The sequence below is a fragment of the Psychrobacter sp. ANT206 genome (assembly GCF_056880555.1).
Window position 1 is genome coordinate 1,435,552 of the sequence record NZ_CP096271.1, and the last position, 21,119, is coordinate 1,456,670.

A 21,119-nucleotide genomic window follows, 5' to 3' on the forward strand; every position below is an offset into this window, starting at 1 on the left:
TGGGTTATCCTTGACATTATTTCTACTAAGCTGAGGTGAGTGCTATTTAGATAGTAAGGCTAAAAACTCTGCTTTTTCATCTTCTGGCATGTCAGTTAATGGCACACGAACTGAGCCAACATCCATACTGCCTTTTAAGCAGCCCGCTTTGGCTTTTTGGTTGTAGTTGCCAGATTCCATAGAATGAATAGCAGGATAAATCTCACTCATGATTTGCTTGGCTTTATCCCAGTCCCCTTGCTGAGTGGCATTAAATAATGAAACTTGTTCTGCTGGGAAGACGTTCGCTGCGCCTGCGATCCAGCTTTTTGCACCCCAAAAGAAGAAATCAACGGGCTGATCATCACAACCACAGACCACCTCAAAGTCATCAAAATTCGCTTGCAGCATGCGTAGCGCATGACTAAAGTCGCCGCTACTTTCTTTTACGCCGACGATATTGGAGTGTTTAGCTAGATGAGCAACGGTATCAAATTCAATAGCAACGCCGACACGATCAGGGAAGTTGTACATAATAATCGGCAGCTCACTGGCATCCGCGACTTTTTCGAAGTGAGCGATGACACCATCTTGTTCAGGTAGGCTATAAGGAGGTGCAGATAGCATAAGGCCGTCATAACCTAAGGCTTTGGCTTGTGCGGCAAGCTCAATAGAGTGGTCAGTCGATAAGCTGTTGATACCAGCAATCAGAGTGACTTTATTCTCAGCGCCTTTATTTTTTGCGGCTTCAGCGATAGTGGTTAATACCAGCTCGCGCTCCGCTGCCGAAAACGTATAGTATTCCCCTGTGGTACCGCAAGCGACGATACCGGCTACGCCTTTGTCGATAAAGGCTTCGACCAGTGTTGTTAATTTTTGCGAATCAATGTCGCCGTTATTGTCGAAAGGGGTAACGATTGGGACTAAAATTCCATTTATGTTCATGAGATTATCCTTATTGGGGTTGATATAGTTGGTGATTTAATGATTAATGATTCGATAGTGAATCGGTTGGTTTTTGCTTGGTTCATAAACGTTTAATAAGATGCTTATTTAAAGCGGGAAAGTTGATACGGTTTTGGATCGATAGTGTGGTCTTCATCAAAATAGTAGTTGGCAATCATTTGCGCACTAACGACAGCTTGCGTTAAGCCTAAATGCTGATGCCCAAAGCTTAAAAAGACGCGCTCGATTTTGTCAATGACTGGCAAAGAGTCTGCAGTTGATGGTCGAAACCCCATCCATGGCACACTATCAGCAGTATCTAACTTAGCTTTGAGCATAGGCTGGGCTTGTTGTAATAGCATATGCGCGCGCTGCATATTGGCAGGGGCATCAAGTCCTGCATATTCTACTGTGCCTGCCAAGCGTAGCCCGTCTTGCATCGGTGTCATAATAAAACGGCGATCCATGCTTGATACTGGTATCTGTAAGCGCATACTTTCATGCGGTAGCATTAAGTGATAACCACGTTCGGTATCTAAAGGGATGTTGACGCCTGTTAATTGCTTAGCCAAGGCTTTAGAGTGAGCGCCTGCTGCTAGCAGCACTTTGGTCGCTGTCATGTCACCTTGACTGGTGGTTAAATAAATACGATCTGCATCATTGGTCGCTGTAAGGACACGACAATGTTCAATGATATGACCACCTAACTGTCTAAAAGTATGGTGAAGCTGATTAATAACGGCTTTTAAATTCGTGACATGCCCTGTATCTGGGAAAAATAACGCTGCTAATTGGTTATCCTTTAAAGCAGGTTCACGCTCTAATAGCGCTTCTTTGGTCAATAGCTCATTAGCCACACCAATATCGTTAAGTCGACTGCCATGTGTTATGAGAAAATCGACGCTACTTGTCTTTTCGACCGTCAATAATGAACCTTTTACTTGCACCCATTCTTCCAATTGCCATTGATTGGCAAAGCCTTGCCATGCTTGCAGGCTATTTTTATTTAAGCTTAACAACGCTTGATGAATCCGCTCAAATGGCTCAGGGCGCATATTCATTAGCAACTGCATTGCCCAAGGCATCAAACGCGGCAGATAGCGCCAGTCTATGCGTAGCGGTCCAGTCGGATTCAATAGCATGGCGGGTACATGACGGAGCATGCTCGCATCAGCAATGGGGAATACTTGCTCGGTAGCGATATGACCAGCGTTACCTAATGATGCGCCTTGACCCACTTCATTGGCGTCTAGCAGTGCGACTTTTACGCCTCGCGCTTGCAACGTCACCGCAGCCGCTAGACCGATAATACCGCCGCCAATAATATGTAAGTCGAAGTCTGAGGTCGTCATGGTTTTTCTCGATTACGTTCTGTCGATTAAGCGGTTTTAAGAGTGTTCACGCGTTTATCAATAAACCTGTCATTTCATAAATAATGCTGCGATTTTATTAAGATGAGAGTCCCCATTTAAAGGGATCGTCTTCTTGCACAATGAGCGTGGTTTCGGCACAAACATAAGCATGACCACAAATCGTTGGGATGATAGTCTGTTTAGGATAAGCTGCACCAGCTGGATTATTGAGCATAGTATTAAGCTCAGATGTATACTGATAACTGCCAGTAAATACACTGCCGACCACGCCCTGTTGCTGCCATAACTGTTCAGGGGTTAAACGGTTATCAGCCGCTAGGCAAGCAAGTTTGGCGCTGGTACCGGTACCACAAGGGGAGCGATCGTAGGCTGAACCTGGGCACAAAACAAAGTTTTTACTATCTACCTGTGTATCATCGCTATCGGCAAATAACTCAATATGGTCAATCTCGCCGCCGTTGTCGCCAGTGATGTTGGCGGCGACCAGTGCTTGCTTAATTTGCATGGTTACTTGAGTAAGCTGTTTAACATTGCTGGCTTGAATGTCTTGTCCATGCTCACTAACTAAAAAGAACCAGTTGCCACCCCAAGCGATATCACCGCGGATAAGCCCTAACTCAGGAACGTGAACTTCGACTTGTTTTTTATAACGATAAGAAGGGACGTTTTGTACACTGCAACTGCCATCATCATGTAGGGTTGCTTTAACCAGACCTACGGGAGTCTCAAGCCAATGTACGCCTGCTGATATTTTTTGTTGATAAGCCAATGAGACGATTACGCCAATCGTGCCATGACCGCACATGCCCAGATAACCAGCGTTATTAAAAAATATAACGCCTGCTGTGGCTTTAGGGTTGCTGGCAGGAAGGAGTAGAGCGCCAACAAGGACATCATTGCCGCGGGGCTCTAAAATGATACTTTGACGTAGATGATCGAAGTTTTGTTTGAAGGATTGCAGCTTATCTTGAATAGTATCACCAACGAGATCAGGAAAGCCGTCATAGACCATACGAGTAGGCTCACCGCCCGTATGCGAGTCGATAATTTTGAAATTAAATACAGAAGAAGCCATGACCGACATCCTAATTCATCCGTGAAAAAGTAACATTCCATTGTTGTTTGCTAGACCTTGTCAAAATCATCCTGTTAACGCGGTCTGTATATAGAATGAACTTTTTTAGATACAGCGTCTTGCTGTTTTCTGATGAAAAAATGCGCATTCCTGCACAGTGGGTCGGTGTACACTAGAGGCTGCACTGATAGTTCTTAATGATAAAAAGATATCGTGAAATAACTTCTAATTAAGTGATATTTGGACAGTGAATCATTAGCTTTAGCAAAAGATAAGCACATAATATGGCTTATGAACGACTGGGGTTGAGATGACAGGGATGACGTAAAATGATGGATGTAATAGAAGAATCGGGGCTTGTCGGCTTTACTGCCTCGTTGCGGCAGAGCATGTCTGCTTATTATCCAGATAGTAGTGAGGCATTTGTTGGTAATGTCTCACTACTATTACCTCTACTTGATACTTTAAAGAATGTGGTATTTTTTGTGAAAGATGAGCAGGCGCGCTACCAGCTGGCAAACAAAACATTGTTAAAGCGTTGTAAGTTAAGTCAGCATAGTGACATCGTAGGTTTTACCACTGAGCAGGTGTTTTCTCATCAGCAGAGTAAGGATTATATCTTGCAGGATATGAAAGTGTTGCGAGATGGGAAGTCAATCGTTGATAATTTAGAGCTACACAGTTATGCATCTGGTCAGTTAGGCTGGTGTATTACCAATAAACTGCCTATCTATAATGACAATCAACAAGTGGTCGCGATGGTTGGGATATCCGTCGATATTGATGAGGATAACGAACGCATTTTACGTAAACACGCGAGACTGGCTGACGTAGCACAGTTCGTACGCGGTAATCTGGATCAGAAAATCAATATAGCAGAACTGGCGGAGCTGTCACATTTTAGCTTATCGCAGTTAGAGCGCACCTTTAAAGCAGTGCTAAATATGTCGCCTTTACAGTTTGTACAAAAGCTGAGATTAGAATATGCGGTTAAGCTATTAGCCATGCCTGAGATGTCAGTCACTCAAATATCGTTGAACTGCGGCTATAGCGATCATAGTGCCTTTAGCCGCCAGTTCAAACAGTTTACGGGCTTGTCACCCAGCCAATTTCGCCAAACGCATTTATCATGAAAAAGTTAAATCAGTAACCAACGACTGCCGCATCGACAATACGTGGATCTGAAGATCCATACACGCCATTTGGGGTAACCATAATAGACTGTGTTGATCCCATAGCTGACTGCTGACTGACCTTATGTCCCATGGACTCCAGTTTCTTAATAGTATCGATATTTAGTGCTTTTTCGATACGAATCTCATCTGGTAGCCATTGGTCATGAATACGTGGCGCATGCGTCGCTTCAGCGATATTCATATCATGGTCAATGACATTTGAGATCACCTGCGTGACGGTAGTAATAATGCGGCTACCACCCGGACTGCCTGTGACGATATAAGGTTTGCTGTCTTTAAATACGATTGTTGGACTCATAGAAGATAACGGGCGTTTATTGGCTTCAACCGCATTGGCGTCGCCGCCGATTAAGCCGTAACCATTTGGCACACCGGGCTTAGCAGAAAAATCATCCATCTCGTTATTGAGCAGTATCCCCGTACCTTCAGCAACAAGCCCCGTCCCATAAGAAAAGTTCAGCGTATACGTATTGGCTACCGCATTGCCATCTTTATCGACAATAGAAAAATGCGTGGTTTGATCACTCTCATAAGGTAGAGGGTTATTTGCCTTAATAGTTGCTGCTGGCGTGGCTTTATTTGGGTTGATTAACGTGCGTAGCTTATCAGCATAAGGCTGGGCAGTTAAACCGCTGGCAGGTACGTCAATAAAATCAGAATCCCCCAAATATTCAGAACGATCTGCATAAGCCAACTGCATAGCTTCAGCCATTAAATGAATGGTTTGCGCGCTGTTTTGACCATAGTCTTTTAGCGGATAACCTTCTAAGATATTTAAAATCTGCACGATATGAATGCCACCAGAAGACGGTGGTGGCATTGAGACAATCTCATAACCACGATAATCGCCTTTGACCGGCGTACGGGCAATAGCTTGATAATTTGCCAAGTCCTGCAAGCTCATTTTACCGCCTGCTTCATTGACCGCTTTAACCAATTTACGGGCGGTTTCTCCTTTATAAAAACCATCACTACCTTCTGCCGCAATCAGTTTAAGGGACTTTGCCAGCTCCGGCTGTTTTAAACGCTCACCCGGTTGATAAGTGCTACCATCGGCTTTAAAGAATATCTTTTTGGTACTTGGCCATTTTTGTAAGCGATCGCTTAACGCTTCTAGCGATTCGGACAAACCAGCAGTGACTTCAATACCGTTTTCAGCCAGCGCAATCGCTGGTGCCATTACTTGCCCGCGGCTCATGGTGCCATGATCCTCTAACGCTTTGAGTAAGCCTGCGACCGTACCCGGCACACCAACGGCTAAGCCATGATAACGAGATAAATCACTGACAGCATTGCCCTCCTTATCAAGATACATATCACGCGAAGCGCTACTAGGGGCTTTTTCACGATAATCGAGTGCGACTGTTTTACCTTGTTTGGCGTCATATACCATCATAAATCCGCCACCGCCAATATTACCGGCTCGCGGTAATGTCACAGCTAACGCAAAGCCAACAGCTACAGCAGCATCAACGGCATTGCCACCATCTTTCAAAATCTTTAAGCCGATATCAGAAGCCAGTGCTTCTTGGGTAGCAACCATGCCGTTTTTTGCCCAAACAGGATGGTGGATAGCGTCCACAGAATAGATGGCTTGATCGGTTTTGGCTTGCGTGGCCTTAGGCGTGAGCGTGTTACTTTTCGCTCGTGTCACGCGCCGCGTCTCAGACAATACCGTGGGATTTTCCGTCATAACCGTTAGATTAATCGCACTGGTATTAATCGAGGTTGGATTAATGGTTTTTGAGGCGACAGCAGTATTTGTGTCTACCGCATGGGCAGATACAGAAAATAATAGCGTGCTGCCAATAATTAACGCTGCAGATTTTAAAGTCTTATAAGTGGGCGCTTGTGTCTGATGAGAATATGGAGCTGACATCGCAAAGTCCTTTTTACGAGGATGAAAGAAATTGGGCTAAAAATACAGGATGAATCAATAAGATTAACTGATAAGGTTAAATAGTAACGAATATTGCGAGTAGTAGAAAGGACTTTGACATCTTTCGTTTTCAGATAAGAAAACGGTTATGAGGTAATTGAATTTAGGAAATGTAAAATACAGAGGAAAAAAAGCGCATCGGTAAGCCGATACGCTTCTTTAAATGTTCTTACTTTATCTAACTAATGCTTTTTAATTCCATGGCTTATATCTTACTGCGCTTGGTTATGCATCTTACGCTGTTTTGAACCATGATGACCTTTGGTTGTTCTTTCTGATTTTAACTGTGCCATTTTTGCACGCTGCTCAGCTGTGAGTACTTGCGAAATGGCATGTTGGGTTTGAACGCGTTCAATAAAGCGCTGCTTGTTTTTAGCTGCTTGCTGGTCTGCAAGACGATTGATGGCAGCGTTATCCAAGGTATTAGCGTTCGTCAATGCCTGCATCTGCTGCTGTATTTGCATACGTTCTGCTTGATGTTTTGCACGGTCATTTTTGCGATCGCCCTGTTTTTCTTGCATGATGGCTTTGATTTGTGCCTGCTGCGTCGCTGTTAGATTTAGCTGTGCCATTGGACCTCTCATGCCGTCTTTCATGCCTTTATGCTGCATTTTGCTTGTTGTTGGCGTCGCCTCAGTAGAGGCATTGACACTGCTGCAGGCAGTCACGGTCAATACGCTAGACATCGCTAATACTGAACCCATCAATAATTTTTTCATTTGCGTCATTTGCATAAGAGTTACCTTAATTTTTGTAAAAGTGAGGGTATATCTGATAATTCTAGTCTTGATCGAGCGTCCCAGATAGTCACTATGGATCACTACTATAAATCACTAATATGAATCATTGCTCGACATTGTAAATTAGCATCAACTTGTTTTTGATAACCGCTATCATACGACAGCCAGAGGTTACGAACATTTATGAAACATTAAGAAAGGTAACGTTTATAGCGCATAGGTAGCGCTTGCTTGATAATATGAGCCATAAGATGATTGAGAGGTACAATAATAAGGTGATAACGATGTCAAATATTTTATTGGGTGACGATGACGAAGAGTTGACTCAATTACTGCAAGAGTATCTGCATAATCACGGTGTTCATTGTGACTGCGTGCATGATGGCGAAGCGGTCATAGAGCGATTAAAGACGACGATGCAAGATAATTCGCCTTATGATTTGTTGGTGCTCGATATCATGATGCCAAAAATAGACGGGCTCAGTGTGTTACGTCAGCTGCCTGCTATTAGTGATATCCCTGTCATTATGCTTACCGCAAAAGGGGAGGAGATAGACCGTATCATCGGGCTTGAGCTTGGCGCTGATGATTATATTACCAAGCCTTGTAATCCACGTGAGCTGCTGGCACGCATCAATGCGGTGATCAAGCGCACCAGTATTGCGGTCAGTTTTGCCGAGCAATTACCGCTGCCGAGTAGTCGCTTATATCTTGACCAACAGCAAAGGCTTTGCCAGATAGATGGCGTTGAGCTGCAGTTAACAGGTACAGAGTTTGATTTATTGCTGGCTTTATTACGACAAAAAGGCGAGGTAGTCAGTAAATCGTGGCTATCCCAGCACGTCTTGCAGCGAGAATTACAGCCTTTTGATCGTAGCCTTGATGTTCATGTCTCGCGCCTGCGTAAAAAACTTCAACCTTTCCATGATGAGCCAATCAAGGCGATTCGTGGTAAAGGCTATCAGTTGGTACTCTAATGACAGAAGCTACCCAAAATCCTACAGCGATAAACAAACCGAAGCTGAGCATACCTGTGTCGCTATTTTGGCGACTGTTTTTGAGTTTGCTATCTATGATTCTGATCACTTCTATCTTATCTATAGCAGTAGAGCGCTGGCTTAATGAGCGAGAGCTTGCTACTCGTATGGATTCTCAAATTGATAAGCTGCTTATTCAGCGTGAGCGGCTGGTCATATCCTTGAAGGCGGGTGATTTATCTGCTGTAAAGCAGATTTATAATGAAGATCGAAGACTCATGAGCCAAATCAGGATATACGATGAGCAGGGCGCTATTATATTTCCAAGATATCGGTTTCGAGAAAATCGAGTCAAGCGGCGTCCAGCACGTGACGTGGCAAGTATAAAGGCAATAGACTTGCAGATAAAAGGTGAGCAATCATCTGTACCACCGAATATGTCCAATTCTGTGAGTAGCAGTACTGACAATAAAACATCTGATTACAGTGAACTTAGTGATAAAGACCGTGTCGATAAGAACCCTTATAGGGCGTATTCCTTTGATAAGGATGGCGTCAAAAGCGAGCGCCCGAATGATAAACCTTTTAGCCTCGATGATATTTTAAAACCAATACCGTCTCATAAAGCCATTGCTGACATTGATAGCCGACCTGAGTTAGCTGAGGTTACAGTGGTTATGCCAAATAATGACAGCGTTATCGTACAGCTGCGTCCGCACCTATTATTTAAGGATGTGTTAGAGCTACAGCGGGGCAATTTTATGCTGCGGCTTTTGTTGATTATACTCTTTAGCGTGTTGGTGTGCTTTTGGCTCAGTCGTACGTTGACTCGGCGTATTGGGCGTGTGCAGGATACCGTACACCGGATGATAGATGGCAACTATGAAGTCAATCCGCAGTTATCAAGTCTGGGTTCTGACGAATTGGGGTTATTAGCAAAAGATGTCGCTTTACTATCAACGCGGCTCGCTGACAGTGAGCTGGCACGCAAGCAGATGTTAAGTGATATCTCCCATGAGCTGCGCTCGCCGCTGGCCCGTCTCGATGTAGCGACTGAGCTGACACGAGATTTTGCGCCCAACGCCAGTCGTTATCTTGACCGTATCGATAAAGAGTCAACGCGGATGAATGAGCTGATTGAGCAAATTATCCGTATTCAATCGTTGCAAATGCAGCAATATACTATCGACACTCTAGAAGATGAGGCAGTAGACATCTGTGAAATTATCAATGAGATTGGTCAAGATGTCTGTTTTGAGTTTCAGCATAAAAATATATATTGGCAATGGCATGCGAATCCGTCTTTATTGCCAGATTCTTGCACAGTAATGGGCAATCAAGAACAGTTGCATAGTGCCCTTGAAAACATCATCCGTAATGCCTTTATGCACACTGCTTTTGATTCGGCAGTGATGGCTGAGATACAAGCAGTGAAGATGAATAATAAAATGTCAGCTATTGAAATAAGCATCACTGACGAGGGCGGCGGTGTTGCTGAAAAGGATCTGGAGCGTATTTTTCAGCCTTTCGTTAGGCTTGATACGGCGCGCCATCGCGAAACGGGCGGTTATGGACTGGGGTTGGCAATCGTTCATGCCGTAGTGATGGCACATAGAGGTCAGATCACTGTCCATAATCGCCAAGATGGCATATTAGGGCTTGTGATAAAAGTAATATTACCTATTAAGTAGAAACAACCTCAAATGAGAACGTATTTCATCAACATATATTCACTAATAAGAATATAACAGATGAACGGTAGTAAATTACCGATGTGTGGTATTGAGACTCTCTGTATATTCGTTAATAATAATATACAGAGAGTTATAATGATTTACAAAATAAGACGCTTTATGTCTCAAATAATCATCTAAGTAATTTTTTAACCCTAACTTCTAATCCTATTGCCTCATAACTGTTTTCTTTTGTTACATCAACTCTCTACAAAATGGATTTTAACTTCGATTTTTTAAATCAGACAAATCTATAAGGGAGTATACATCATGAACCGCATCTATAAGGTAATATGGAATGAAGCCTTAAACTGTTTCACTGCAGTTGGTGAATACGCAAAGGCACGTGGCAAATCTTCCAAATCTAGCGTGAGTGCAAACGCTACCATCAACACGACAGACAATCTTTCATCTACCAGTGCTTTTAAACTCACGGCTATTGGGCTGGGTCTAATGGCGGCTGGTTTTTGTATACAAGCGAGTGCTATTCCAAATAATGGTAACTCGAGTAATCACAATATCGATTATCCTTTTACTCATACCCATGGTCTTGGTGAACATACTCATACTACTAACAATAGTCATAAGAAAGAAGGTGATAATTCGGATACTTCAATAATTCTAGAATTTGAAGGTGATATTGGTGATCCTATTGCACTCAAACAGGGTGAAACACTTCATATTTTAGGTGGTGAGACTGATGCAAACAATTTATCCAATAATGATAATATCGGTGTTGTCGCAGATGGCGATATCTTAATGATCAAGCTTGCTAAAGATATTGACCTTGACGCTGATGGAAGTGTAACGATGGGGGATACTTTGGTTGATAACTCAGGTATCACGATCACTAATACTGTTCCAGCTAAAATTGTCAGCTTAACCAGTGCTGGTCTTAACAACGGCGGTAATCAAATCACGAACGTCGCTAGTGGGGGTTTACTAACAGATCCCAATAATCAACATAACGCTGCAACCATTGGTGATATTGTAGCCAACCAGATAAAATACGTCAGTATCAACTCAACAGGTGGTACTAATGAAGATAACCTAGGTGCTCAAGGTGTAGACGCAATTGCAATTGGTAAGAATGCTTCTGCAGTTGGACAGACTACAGTAGCCATAGGTTTAAACTCCGGTTCTGGATCAACTGCAGGTACTGAACAGGGAGTATCTGTAGGTAATGCATCAGGTCAAAATGTACTATCATCGGGTAACGTAGGTATAGGTAGAGGTGCAGGCTCAAATATAACATCTATAACTACATCTGCTATAAATCCCTTTCCTGTTATTAAAGGACAAAACGTTGCAATAGGGGCTGATGCTGGTAGAGACATAGCAGGTAATTACAACTCAGCATTGGGTGAGCGATCGGGTCGTGTTGTTGATGGTAATGCAAATACAGCTATCGGGTCTTTTTCAGGTAACAATGTGAAAGGTAGCGCTAACATTGCTATGGGTCCGAATACAGGCGTTATTGTCAGTGGCGACTATAACACAGCGATTGGTAACTTCGCTGGTGCAAATGTCAGAGGTGACCGTAACGTAGCGTTGGGTACTGAAGCTGGTAAAAACGTCAGTGGAATAAGAAACGTTGCGATCGGTAATGAAGCTGGTGCAGGTATTACTAATGATTTAACAGTAGCTATCGGTAATAATGCTGGCAATTTCCAGAACGGACAGATCGGTAAAAACAGCATATCAGTAGGTACTAACTCTTCAGCTCAAGGTCACAGTAGCATGGCGCTTGGACGTGGGTCTGTTTCTGCTGGAATTAATGCTATTGGTATTGGTGTTCAATCTATCGCCTCAGCAACAGGTACTATTGCTGTCGGTGATAGAGCTGAGGCCAGTGGTGAAAATGCTATTGCGATTGGGAAAAATTCGCTAGCTACAGGGTCACAAGCTATTGGTGTAGGATCACGTGCAGGGAATGGTGGTGCAGCATACGGTGATAACGCTGATGCAGGAGGCACCATAATGTCTGCTACTCCTACTGTTATCAAAGGAACTGCTATAGGTAATGGCTCTATAGTTAATGTTGATAATGGCGTGGCTTTAGGATTTAAATCAGTAGCTAACCGTACTGCTACTGGCTTAGGTACAGTGTTTGTCCCAACATCAGCAAGTGGATTAGCTATTGAATCTACTAGAAGTACTGTACTTGGTGCTGTCTCTGTAGGCAATAATATCGACGGCAACCGTCAGATAGTTAATGTCGCAGCTGGTAGAGATGATAGTGATGCGGTCAATGTATCTCAGCTAAGAGCGTTAGATACTATCGTTGCTGGCATTGATTTCCCTATCCGCTCTAGCAATGCAAAACCATACACCACGTCAGTAACAGGTACTGATGCTCTTGCTGTTGGCTCTAATGCTATAGCAAATGGTGACCGCTCAACTGCTGTTGGAGAGAATGCTAAGGCTATTGGTATTCAGGCTAGTGCCTTTGGTGCAGGTGCAGAAGCAACAGCCCGTAGCAGTTTGGCATCAGGTTTTGAAGCTAAAGCTAAAAGTGGCGAATCAGTTGCTCTAGGTGTCAGGAGTAGTGCGGAAGGTTTAGGTGCCACAGCTGTTGGTCCTACTGCAAACGCTAGAGGCGAAGATAGTGTAGCGCTAGGTCGTCGCTCTAAAGCAGACGGTGCTGGTGCCATGGCTTTAGGTGGTTTCTCTGAAGCCGTAGGTGAAAATGCATCAGCTGTTGGCTTTAATGCTGAAGCTACTAATAAAAATGCAACAGCGATTGGCGTAAATGCAAAAGCCTTAGGTGAGCGTTCAGTGGCTATAGGTGAAGGTGCGCAAGCTACTACTCTTACAGGTACTGCTATCGGTTCACGTACGCGCGCTACTGGAATACAAAGCACCGCAGTTGGTGTTGGTTCTAAAGCAACTAAACAATGGTCAACGGCTATGGGCTTTGTTTCAGAAGCAAATGGCCTCAGTTCTGTTGCTCTAGGTGATCGAAGTATAGTGAGTGGTAAAGAGTCAATAGCGATAGGTAAAGGAAATACAGTGAACGGCGCTAACTCAATCGCTGTGGGTGTCCGCAATAAGGTCAGTGGTACACGATCTGGAGCCTTTGGTAGTCAGCTTCCACCAGATGACATTGACAGTGTTTCTGGCAACAGTAGCTATTCAGTTGGTAATGATAATACTGTTGAAAATGATAATTCGTTTGTTCTCGGTAATAATGTTTCGACAACGCAAAACAACAGTGTTGTGTTAGGTAACTTATCTACTGATCGTGCTGCTACGACTGAGACTGGGGTTATTATTAATACAAGATATTACACTTATGCAGGTCAAGGTTCTGCTGCAAAAGGTGTGGTGAGCGTTGGTTTCGTTAACGGGGAACGTCAGATTATCAATGTCGCTGCAGGTGCTGTCAACGAGAACAGCACTGATGCTATCAATGGTAGCCAGTTGTATGCAACCAATCAGTCCATTGAAGAAGTTAACGACACGGCCAACAAAGGATGGTTCGTACGGACCGACTCTGGTGATGGTGCAAAGAGCAATGTTAAACCAGACGATGTAGTCACTATCAACGGTGACAATAAGAATATTAGCGTTACCAATGTAGGTAATGACCTTATTGTTGCATTGAGTGATGACATTAGTGTTGGTACTTCAGGTATCGATGGCAAAGACGGCTTTATCGGCGTTAATGGTAAAGATGGTGTATCCGGTGTTGCTATCAATGGTTCGAACGGCACAATCGGTCTAACTGGTCCTACTGGTGTATCAGGTACCATTGGTGTCATTAACGGCGTACCAGGTGTTAATGGTGGTGATGGTATCACACGTATCGTTATCGACGATATCCAAGTTGCCACGATGGAAGACGGCCTGAAGTTTGCGGGTAACACTGGCACTACCATTAATAAGAAGTTGAACGAAACGTTGAGCATCGAAGGTAAGCTGGCGAATGCTGCTGATGCATCGGGTGCAAACCTACGTGTTGACAGCCTCAATGGCAAACTGAACGTCGTGATGGCTAAGAACCTAACGGATCTTGACACAGTTACTGTGGGTTCTGACCCAAGTAATCAAACCTTTATTAACAGAGGTACGATTAGCAGCAAAGCCCTTAATGTTAATGCTGGTCGTTTTGTTGTCGAGGACGATAAAGTCAGTGTGGCTCTGGGCACCAACGTCAGCATGGGTGGTAATCAGGTTCACAATGTTGTAGCAGGTGCTGCTGGTACTGATGCAGTGAATGTTGATCAGCTTAATGGTCAAAACACTACTATTGTAACTAAAGGTCTAAACTTCGCTGGTAATGATAATATCAACATCCATAAGGATCTTGGTACGCAACTTAAAATCGTAGGCAGTTTAAATCCTCTTAAAACAGCATCTGCAAAAAATATCCGAACGGTAGAAAACAACGGTCAGTTAGAGATTCAGATGGCTGATGCTTTAGATGTAACATCCGTTACTACTGGTAATACTGTGATGGATAATGGCGGTGTTAGTTTCATTAATAGTGGAGTAAAATTAAACAGTACTGGTTTCACTATCACTAATATTGTTCCAGCTAAAACTGTCAGCTTAACAAGCACTGGTCTTAACAACGGCGGTAATGTTATTACCAATGTTGCACGAGGTGAAGCAAATACTGACGCTGTGAATGTTGGACAGTTAAACGAAGTCAAACAAAGTGCAGCTGATGCCAACAAAGGCTGGAACCTCAGTGCTCAAAGCAATGAGAGCACTATAAGTACAGTGAAACCAAGCGATACAGTTGACTTAAACAACACAGATAACAATATAACCGTCTCTAAAACAGCAGAGAGTAATAATGTTACCTTTAATTTAAGTAGGGATATCGCCGTAGATAGTGTGCAAACGGGTGATGCCACGATGAATAACAGTGGTCTAACTATCGTAGGCGGTCCTAAACTTACTAAAACCAGTGTTGATGCTGGTGGTAACAAGATTACCAACGTCGCTAATGGTTTCATTGAGGTAGCGAGTAAGGATGCCGTCAATGGTGGACAGTTATTTGAAGTTTTATCTAGCATCAATACACAGACAGCTGTGATAGCTGAGATGGGCGCTGGACTTAACTTCGATGCAGATAGTGGTCCTGTTATCAACAAAAAAGCAGGTTCTGCTCCACTTACGTTTAAAGGTGGCAATAATATCACCACGACATCAGCAGGCAGTAGCATTAAGTTTGACTTAAACGGCAACATCAATGTTGACAGCGTGACGACTGGTGATACAACCGTCAGCACAAACGGAGTCGTCATTGCAGGTGGTCCTAGTGTCACTAAAGCCGGTATATATGCCGGTAATGGTGAAACTGCTCCTAGTATGACAGCAGCCGGTATTAATGCTGCTGGCACTAAGATAACCAATGTTGCTGACGGTATGCAACCTAGAGACGCTGTGAACTTCGGTCAATTGGATGCAGTCAATAGAAACCTAGGCAACAGCATCAATGAGCTGGGTTATAGAATTGGCGAGGTTGAGGACGATGCCAACGCTGGTATCTCAGCAGCCATGGCGATGTCTTCATTGCCTCAAGCTTACATCATCGGTAAGTCTATGATAGGTGGTGGTATCGCAACGTATAACGGTGAGAGTGCCGTTGCTATCGGCTTTTCGAAACTGTCCGCTGATGGACGTTGGGTCATGAAGCTAAATGGTACTGCAGATACTCAAGGCAACGTAGGTGCAGCCATAGGTGCAGGTTTCCATTTTGACTAAACACCTATTTGACTGAACATCTAAGCGAAATGACAATCATAATCATTAGTTAGATGAAAGAAGCAAGGCATCAGATGCCTTGCTTTTTTAATGAATATTTCTCAACATATAAAAACCGACAGAACAGATTAAAAATATAATCACGCTCGTTAACTATTAGCGTACCAAAATAACTGGTGACAGCGTACTGGCGATAATCTCTGTCGTAGTGCTGCCAAGAAACAGATGCTGTAATTTTGAGCTGCCATAAGCACCCACCACAATAATATCGATTGCATGCTCCATTTGAAAAGCTAACAATCCATTGACCGCGTCAAGCTTTTGGAGCTGATGAGTCTCTACTGAAAATCCTGCTGCTGCCATCTGCTCGCGGGCATCAGTAAGGCTTCGTTTGGCGGTTTCATTATCGTTACCGATCATCACGATATGACCTTGCATGCCTTTTAATAATTTGCTCTCTGACAGCATAGTTATAGCTTTAATCGCTGTTTTACTAGCGTCAAAGGCTACCATGTATGAGTGAGGTTCTTTGAATTTCTCTGAGCAAATGAGCACAGGTATGCTTGACGCTCGTGCAACTGTCTCGATTTGGCTGCCGATGTTGATGCGACTATGTTTATGGTCTTCACCGCGGCGTCCCATAACGATGGCACGATTATGCGCTGTAAAATGCTCAATAGCAGGCAGTAGCTTGCCACGGCGCTGATAAACATGGACATCTACGTCATCAAACTGATTTTTGATATGGCTTTTGGCATCTTGCACCAAGGCGTTACTATAGCTATTGACTACCTTGGCTCTTTGCTCGTCCAGCTGAGACAATTCATCTAGCAAGAATTGACGGCTATTGATGCCAATCGCCCCAGACAAGTCTCTTCTAATAGACGCTGCCACATCACTGACATGCAACAGTCCTACCGAAATATTGAGTCGCCTTGCATACCATGCTGCATAGTCACAAACAGACTCTGTCACTGCTGAGCCGTCAATACAAGCCAAAACGTGCTGTTGAGTTGTCATCATTCATCCTTAAATGCTTATTTTTTCGCTACCAACTTTATGTCAATCAGCTAATAATGAACTGCTTTCATATCAAATTTAGCACCAGTTTTTATCAGTATAACCTTTAGTTAAAAAATTTTGCCAGTTTCTAAAATATAACATGCGTGGAGTCCTTTTAAAAATATGACACTGATAATCTTACTATAATTTTTTTGGGTCTATAGACAAAAAATCAGAAATATTATCGTTAATATTTTTCTATTAATCAAAAATATCCCATTCTATATTTCAAAGTATAGTTTTTAAATGCGTTGATACCTATCTGAGAAAAATAAATAATAAGGATTTTTAACCATCATACCTTACGGTAAGCATATCTCTTTGAGATAAATAAAAATAGATCTGACTGCAATTTAAAGAGAAAAAGAACGTTATATAAACGATATTAAAAAACGAACTAATGTTAGTTTATATGAGACAGATAAAATCTCTACAGGTAAATTTAAGTCATTCAACTTGTTTTTTGCGGGAAAGTTGCTAATATGCAGCAATGCATTTTATTGTTGGTTTCGTATCAAACGCTTCATCGCGAAGTGGTTTGATTTTAATATGGAAGTTACTAGGAAAAAAGGTATGACATCATTAAATCACGAAGGTCGCGTGCTTCACGACGGTCTAAGCAAAAAAATCATGTCTGCTGATCAAGCAGCAGCGTTCATCAAAAACGATATGAATGTCGGTATGAGTGGCTTTACTGGTGCAGGTTACCCAAAAGCGATACCCGCTGCGCTTGCCAAACATATGGAAGCGGCTCATGCTCGCGGTGAAGACTTTCAAATTGGTTTATTAACCGGTGCCTCTACCGCAACCGAATGTGATGGCGTATTGGCAGAAGCGAACGGCATCAAGTGGCGCACGCCATATCAATCAGAGCCTGCTTTACGTAAACAAATCAACGCAGGTGAAGCGCATTATTTCGATATGCATTTATCGCATGTAGCGCAGCAGAGCACCATCGGTTTCTATGGCAAGATGCATATAGCGGTCGTTGAAGTGTCTGGTATTTTGCCAGATGGTCGCCTGATTCCATCGACTTCTATCGGTAACAACAATGCCTGGTTAGAAAATGCAGACAAAATCATCTTAGAAGTGAACGCGCAGCAAAGCTTGATGTTAGAAGGTATGCATGATGTCTATAATGATATCGGTATGCCGCCAAACCGCAAGCCGATTCCACTTGTGACCCCAGGCGGACGCATTGGTGTGCCGTATCTACATTGTGACTTGGATAAAGTGGTTGGCGTTGTCTTAACGAACTCGCCTGATCGCAACAGCAAGTTTGCTGATCCTGATGAATGTTCAAACAAAATAGCCAGCCATATCATTGATTTCTTCCATGATGAAGTCAAAAAAGGTCGCATGCCAGAAAATTTATTACCGATCCAGTCTGGTGTAGGTAACGTAGCCAATGCCGTATTGGCAGGACTACAAAACAGCCCGTTTGAGAATTTAACCGGCTACACTGAAGTATTGCAGGACGGTATGTTAGACCTAATTATGTCTGGCAAAATGACCATGGCATCTGCAACTGCACTGTCATTAAGCCCAGATGCGCTAGAGCGTTTTAATGCCAATATCGAAGAGCTGCGTGCGCGTATTGTATTGCGTCCACAAGAAATCACCAACCATCCTGAAGTTGCGCGTCGCTTAGGTGTATTGGCCATTAATGCCATGATTGAATGTGACCTGTATGGTAACGTCAACTCAACCCACGTCATGGGCACCAATATGATGAATGGCTTGGGCGGCTCAGGTGATTTCGCTCGTAACGCTTATACGTCATTCTTTGTATCGCCATCAGTGGCAAAGGATGGTGCTATCTCTTGTATCACGCCGATGGTCTCGCATCACGACCATACTGAGCATGATGTGATGGTTATTGTCACCGAACAAGGATTGGCAGATTTGCGTGGTTTATCGCCGCGTCAACGTGCAAAAGCAATTATCGATAACTGTGCCCATCCTGACTATCGCCCAATGCTGCAAGATTATTTTGATCGTGCTTCAGATACGGCTGGTATGCAAACGCCGCATATCTTGGACGAAGCATTATCATGGCATCAGCGTTATGTTGAAACGGGTGATATGCGTATCAAAAAATCAGCTTATAAAATTGCCGTTTAAGACGATAGATCTTATATAATCAGTCCTAAATAAAATAAGTACACATATTATAATGTGCTACTGGTATAAATTTTTCTTGCTTGCTGTGCCTGCGTAGACATAGGCGGCGCAAAACTTATTTCAGTAGCACTGTGTTTGATTTATAGTGAATTGACTATATCATCATAAACAAATTTCAAAAAAGCGCCCCTTATTTTATGAATAAGGGGCGCTTTTTTGTGCAACGTTAAATGATTTAGTGACGAATTATTTAACGGCTGGTAAATACAATCGCTTTCGTACCGTTGTTGGTCGGTTGGCTAATCGTCACTTTACTATCTAAGATATCACCGCGCGCATTGATTTTATAGCATTCTGATGAGACACCATTGGGATCATTTGCGACGAGTAGATTGGCTGAGGTGTCGACACAAAACCATGCAGTGTTATTGGTGTCTCTGGTCAATGACCAGCCTTGTCTGTAGCTACCTATCTTTTTGCGCATACTTCTATCGGCGTATACGTCCTCTGCAATCAATTGACTAGAGGAGCCAACGGTTGCCAGCTTAGGAAGCGTCGTGCTCTGGGTCGCTAGTGAGTATTTGCCTGAGCTATCAGTATAACCATGGAAGACCAATGGATTTAACGTAAAGTAATTGATGGCAACAGATTGATCAGTGATTTGATTATTTACTTTATTAATAGTATTTACTTCGGCAGCTTGTACTTGTTTATTATTGAATACCATACTACCTTTTGGGGTAATTGTAATATCAGCTGAGGCAGTTTGATTGCCGACGGTCGCTACCAAGCTTTGACTACGAGCTTTGGTATAAATGTTGAGCATCGCTGCTTCAACAGGATATTGAGTGACGATAGTATTTTGGTTGTTATTGCCAATGGTGCCACCGTTTATCCCGCCAGCACATGCGCTCAAGCTCAGTGCCACTGCGGCGCATAATCCTAATTTTTTCATCATTTATTCCTTATTTTGTTTATATGAGCATATCTATGTCTACTATAATCGAATTTTTGTGCGATGGCATCTGCTATCTACCTTTGTCCTTGCTATCATTACATCACTATAACAACCAATGATTTGTTAGACATCTATTGCATAACAAGGTGATAAAAATAGTGGTGTATTTTTACGATAAATACTTATTCACAGTTCAATGATAAGCATCTTTTTATACCTCATTATGGCGAGTCTGTTATCATTTCGCTCTGCAAAAGTATCAGCGTTAGGAAGGCAATATGATCGTCAAGCAAAACCCAAGCGCCATCAAACTATTCTTTACCTTGCGTGGCTCAATTCTTCCCAAAGTATATCCTCAAATTTTGCTGATTGGTCTTATCAGTGCGCTTATTACCAATATTCAGCACGGCTTTCCAAGCTCTTTTTCTTCTTATAGCGTGGCGCCTTTCACCTTGCTTGGGATTGCCTTATCGTTGTTTTTGGGCTTTCGTAATAATGCCAGCTATCAGCGTTGGTGGGAAGCAAGGGGGCTATGGGGACAATTGGTTTATGATGCGTGCAGCCTATGCCGTCAAGCGCTTTCTTATATCGACGAAGACAATCCAATAGGGCGAGATACTCAGCGCCGTCTGATTTATCTGAGTATTGCTTTTACTCATGCGGTGCGTCATCGACTGCGAAACACCTCGCCTTGGGAGGATATCGAGCGCTTTGTTGATCCGAAATATCATAGCAAAATGCGGCAGGCAAAAAATCTGCCTGATTATCTGATGCGCTTGATGGGTAAGGAGCTTGGACACTGTCGGAAGCAGCATTTGCTATCAGAGCAGATGGTACAAAATATGGATGAGCGCCTGAATTCTATGACGGTGGTACTGGCAGCGTGTGAACGTATTCATAATACACCATTGCCATTTGCTTATACTTTGCTTGTACATCGAACCACTTATCTTTATTGCTTTATGCTGCCGTTTGGTTTGGTATCTTCTTTAGGCTGGGTGACACCCTTAATCTGCAGCGTGATTGCCTATACCTTTTTTGGACTAGATGCGCTGAGTGAGGAGTTAGAATCACCATTTGGCTTGGCGGACAATCAGCTGCCATTAACGGCTTTATCGCGCACGATTGAAATCAACTTGTTAGAGGCCTTGGGTGAAACTGATTTGCCAGCTGATATCAGCCCTATAAAGGGCTACTTACCATAAATAATGAGTAAGATAATAAAAGACCGCTCAATTGGAGCGGTCTTTCTATGTTTGTATGTCACTTTGATTGCTTATTAGCCTTAAATACCTTTTAA

At 43.1% G+C, this 21,119-nt stretch carries 13 protein-coding genes; 6 read left to right on the plus strand and 7 right to left on the minus strand.

Translation table 11 applies throughout. The features are described from left to right. Positions 1–42: 42 nt before the first annotated feature. The 3 genes from dapA to M0221_RS06050 form a co-directional block, all read right to left on the minus strand. The gene (gene dapA, locus M0221_RS06040; protein ID WP_483284696.1) at positions 43–924 is read right to left on the minus strand and encodes a 4-hydroxy-tetrahydrodipicolinate synthase; all 882 of its coding nucleotides are present in this window, start codon (positions 922–924) and stop codon (positions 43–45) included. A 104-nt stretch (positions 925–1,028) separates the two neighbouring features. After that, positions 1,029–2,276: an NAD(P)/FAD-dependent oxidoreductase gene (locus tag M0221_RS06045; protein ID WP_483284697.1), complete on the minus strand. Its 1,248-nt coding sequence runs from the start codon at positions 2,274–2,276 to the stop codon at positions 1,029–1,031. A gap of 97 nt (positions 2,277–2,373) precedes the next feature. Then, positions 2,374–3,372: a proline racemase family protein gene (locus M0221_RS06050; RefSeq protein ID WP_483284698.1), complete on the minus strand. Its 999-nt coding sequence runs from the start codon at positions 3,370–3,372 to the stop codon at positions 2,374–2,376. Positions 3,373–3,701: 329 nt separating this feature from the next. Between M0221_RS06050 and M0221_RS06055 the strand changes: the two genes are divergently transcribed. Next, positions 3,702–4,505 carry a helix-turn-helix domain-containing protein gene (locus M0221_RS06055; RefSeq protein WP_483284699.1) on the plus strand — a complete coding sequence of 268 codons (804 nt, stop codon included), beginning with the start codon at positions 3,702–3,704 and terminating at the stop codon, positions 4,503–4,505. 10 nt (positions 4,506–4,515) lie between these two features. Here M0221_RS06055 and ggt read toward each other — a convergent pair whose 3' ends face one another. Then, a complete protein-coding gene (gene ggt / locus M0221_RS06060) occupies positions 4,516–6,447 on the minus strand; it encodes a gamma-glutamyltransferase (protein WP_483284700.1) in 1,932 nt (643 codons plus the stop codon). A gap of 272 nt (positions 6,448–6,719) precedes the next feature. Then, positions 6,720–7,241, minus strand: a complete 522-nt coding sequence (locus M0221_RS06065; protein WP_483284701.1) for a Spy/CpxP family protein refolding chaperone — start codon at positions 7,239–7,241, stop codon at positions 6,720–6,722. A 290-nt stretch (positions 7,242–7,531) separates the two neighbouring features. On the opposite strand from M0221_RS06065, the gene M0221_RS06070 reads away from it, so the two are divergent. The 3 genes from M0221_RS06070 (at position 7,532) to M0221_RS06080 (ending at position 15,675) form a co-directional block, all read left to right on the plus strand. Next, positions 7,532–8,224, plus strand: a complete 693-nt coding sequence (locus M0221_RS06070; protein ID WP_483284702.1) for a response regulator transcription factor — start codon at positions 7,532–7,534, stop codon at positions 8,222–8,224. Next, positions 8,224–9,915: a sensor histidine kinase gene (locus tag M0221_RS06075; protein WP_483284703.1), complete on the plus strand. Its 1,692-nt coding sequence runs from the start codon at positions 8,224–8,226 to the stop codon at positions 9,913–9,915. Before M0221_RS06070 ends, M0221_RS06075 begins: the two co-directional genes overlap by 1 nt. A gap of 312 nt (positions 9,916–10,227) precedes the next feature. After that, positions 10,228–15,675 carry a YadA-like family protein gene (locus M0221_RS06080; protein ID WP_483284704.1) on the plus strand — a complete coding sequence of 1,816 codons (5,448 nt, stop codon included), beginning with the start codon at positions 10,228–10,230 and terminating at the stop codon, positions 15,673–15,675. A 156-nt stretch (positions 15,676–15,831) separates the two neighbouring features. On the opposite strand, the gene M0221_RS06085 is transcribed toward M0221_RS06080, so the two are convergent. Next, complete coding sequence (locus tag M0221_RS06085) at positions 15,832–16,695, minus strand: universal stress protein (protein WP_483284705.1); 864 nt, start codon at positions 16,693–16,695, stop codon at positions 15,832–15,834. A 615-nt stretch (positions 16,696–17,310) separates the two neighbouring features. On the opposite strand from M0221_RS06085, the gene M0221_RS06090 reads away from it, so the two are divergent. Further along, on the plus strand, positions 17,311–18,861 hold the full coding sequence (locus tag M0221_RS06090) for an acetyl-CoA hydrolase/transferase family protein (RefSeq protein ID WP_149491552.1): 1,551 nt from the start codon (positions 17,311–17,313) through the stop codon (positions 18,859–18,861). A gap of 250 nt (positions 18,862–19,111) precedes the next feature. On the opposite strand, the gene M0221_RS06095 is transcribed toward M0221_RS06090, so the two are convergent. Continuing rightward, positions 19,112–19,816 (minus strand): hypothetical protein, encoded by a 705-nt coding sequence (locus M0221_RS06095; protein WP_181210487.1) that lies wholly within the window; start codon positions 19,814–19,816, stop codon positions 19,112–19,114. A 281-nt stretch (positions 19,817–20,097) separates the two neighbouring features. Between M0221_RS06095 and M0221_RS06100 the strand changes: the two genes are divergently transcribed. Beyond that, a complete protein-coding gene (locus tag M0221_RS06100) occupies positions 20,098–21,024 on the plus strand; it encodes a bestrophin family protein (protein WP_483284706.1) in 927 nt (308 codons plus the stop codon). The last annotated feature ends 95 nt before the right edge of the window (positions 21,025–21,119 follow it).

Bases quoted from the DNA above. Each gene is read 5' to 3' on its own strand.
- dapA (WP_483284696.1), bottom strand. From the start codon at position 924: ATGAACATAAATGGAATTTTAGTCCCAATCGTTACCCCTTTCGACAAT.
- M0221_RS06045 (WP_483284697.1), bottom strand. From the start codon at position 2,276: ATGACGACCTCAGACTTCGACTTACATATTATTGGCGGCGGTATTATC.
- M0221_RS06050 (WP_483284698.1), bottom strand. From the start codon at position 3,372: ATGGCTTCTTCTGTATTTAATTTCAAAATTATCGACTCGCATACGGGC.
- M0221_RS06055 (WP_483284699.1), top strand. From the start codon at position 3,702: ATGATGGATGTAATAGAAGAATCGGGGCTTGTCGGCTTTACTGCCTCG.
- ggt (WP_483284700.1), bottom strand. From the start codon at position 6,447: ATGTCAGCTCCATATTCTCATCAGACACAAGCGCCCACTTATAAGACT.
- M0221_RS06065 (WP_483284701.1), bottom strand. From the start codon at position 7,241: ATGCAAATGACGCAAATGAAAAAATTATTGATGGGTTCAGTATTAGCG.
- M0221_RS06070 (WP_483284702.1), top strand. From the start codon at position 7,532: ATGTCAAATATTTTATTGGGTGACGATGACGAAGAGTTGACTCAATTA.
- M0221_RS06075 (WP_483284703.1), top strand. From the start codon at position 8,224: ATGACAGAAGCTACCCAAAATCCTACAGCGATAAACAAACCGAAGCTG.
- M0221_RS06080 (WP_483284704.1), top strand. From the start codon at position 10,228: ATGAACCGCATCTATAAGGTAATATGGAATGAAGCCTTAAACTGTTTC.
- M0221_RS06085 (WP_483284705.1), bottom strand. From the start codon at position 16,695: ATGACAACTCAACAGCACGTTTTGGCTTGTATTGACGGCTCAGCAGTG.
- M0221_RS06090 (WP_149491552.1), top strand. From the start codon at position 17,311: ATGACATCATTAAATCACGAAGGTCGCGTGCTTCACGACGGTCTAAGC.
- M0221_RS06095 (WP_181210487.1), bottom strand. From the start codon at position 19,816: ATGAAAAAATTAGGATTATGCGCCGCAGTGGCACTGAGCTTGAGCGCA.
- M0221_RS06100 (WP_483284706.1), top strand. From the start codon at position 20,098: ATGATCGTCAAGCAAAACCCAAGCGCCATCAAACTATTCTTTACCTTG.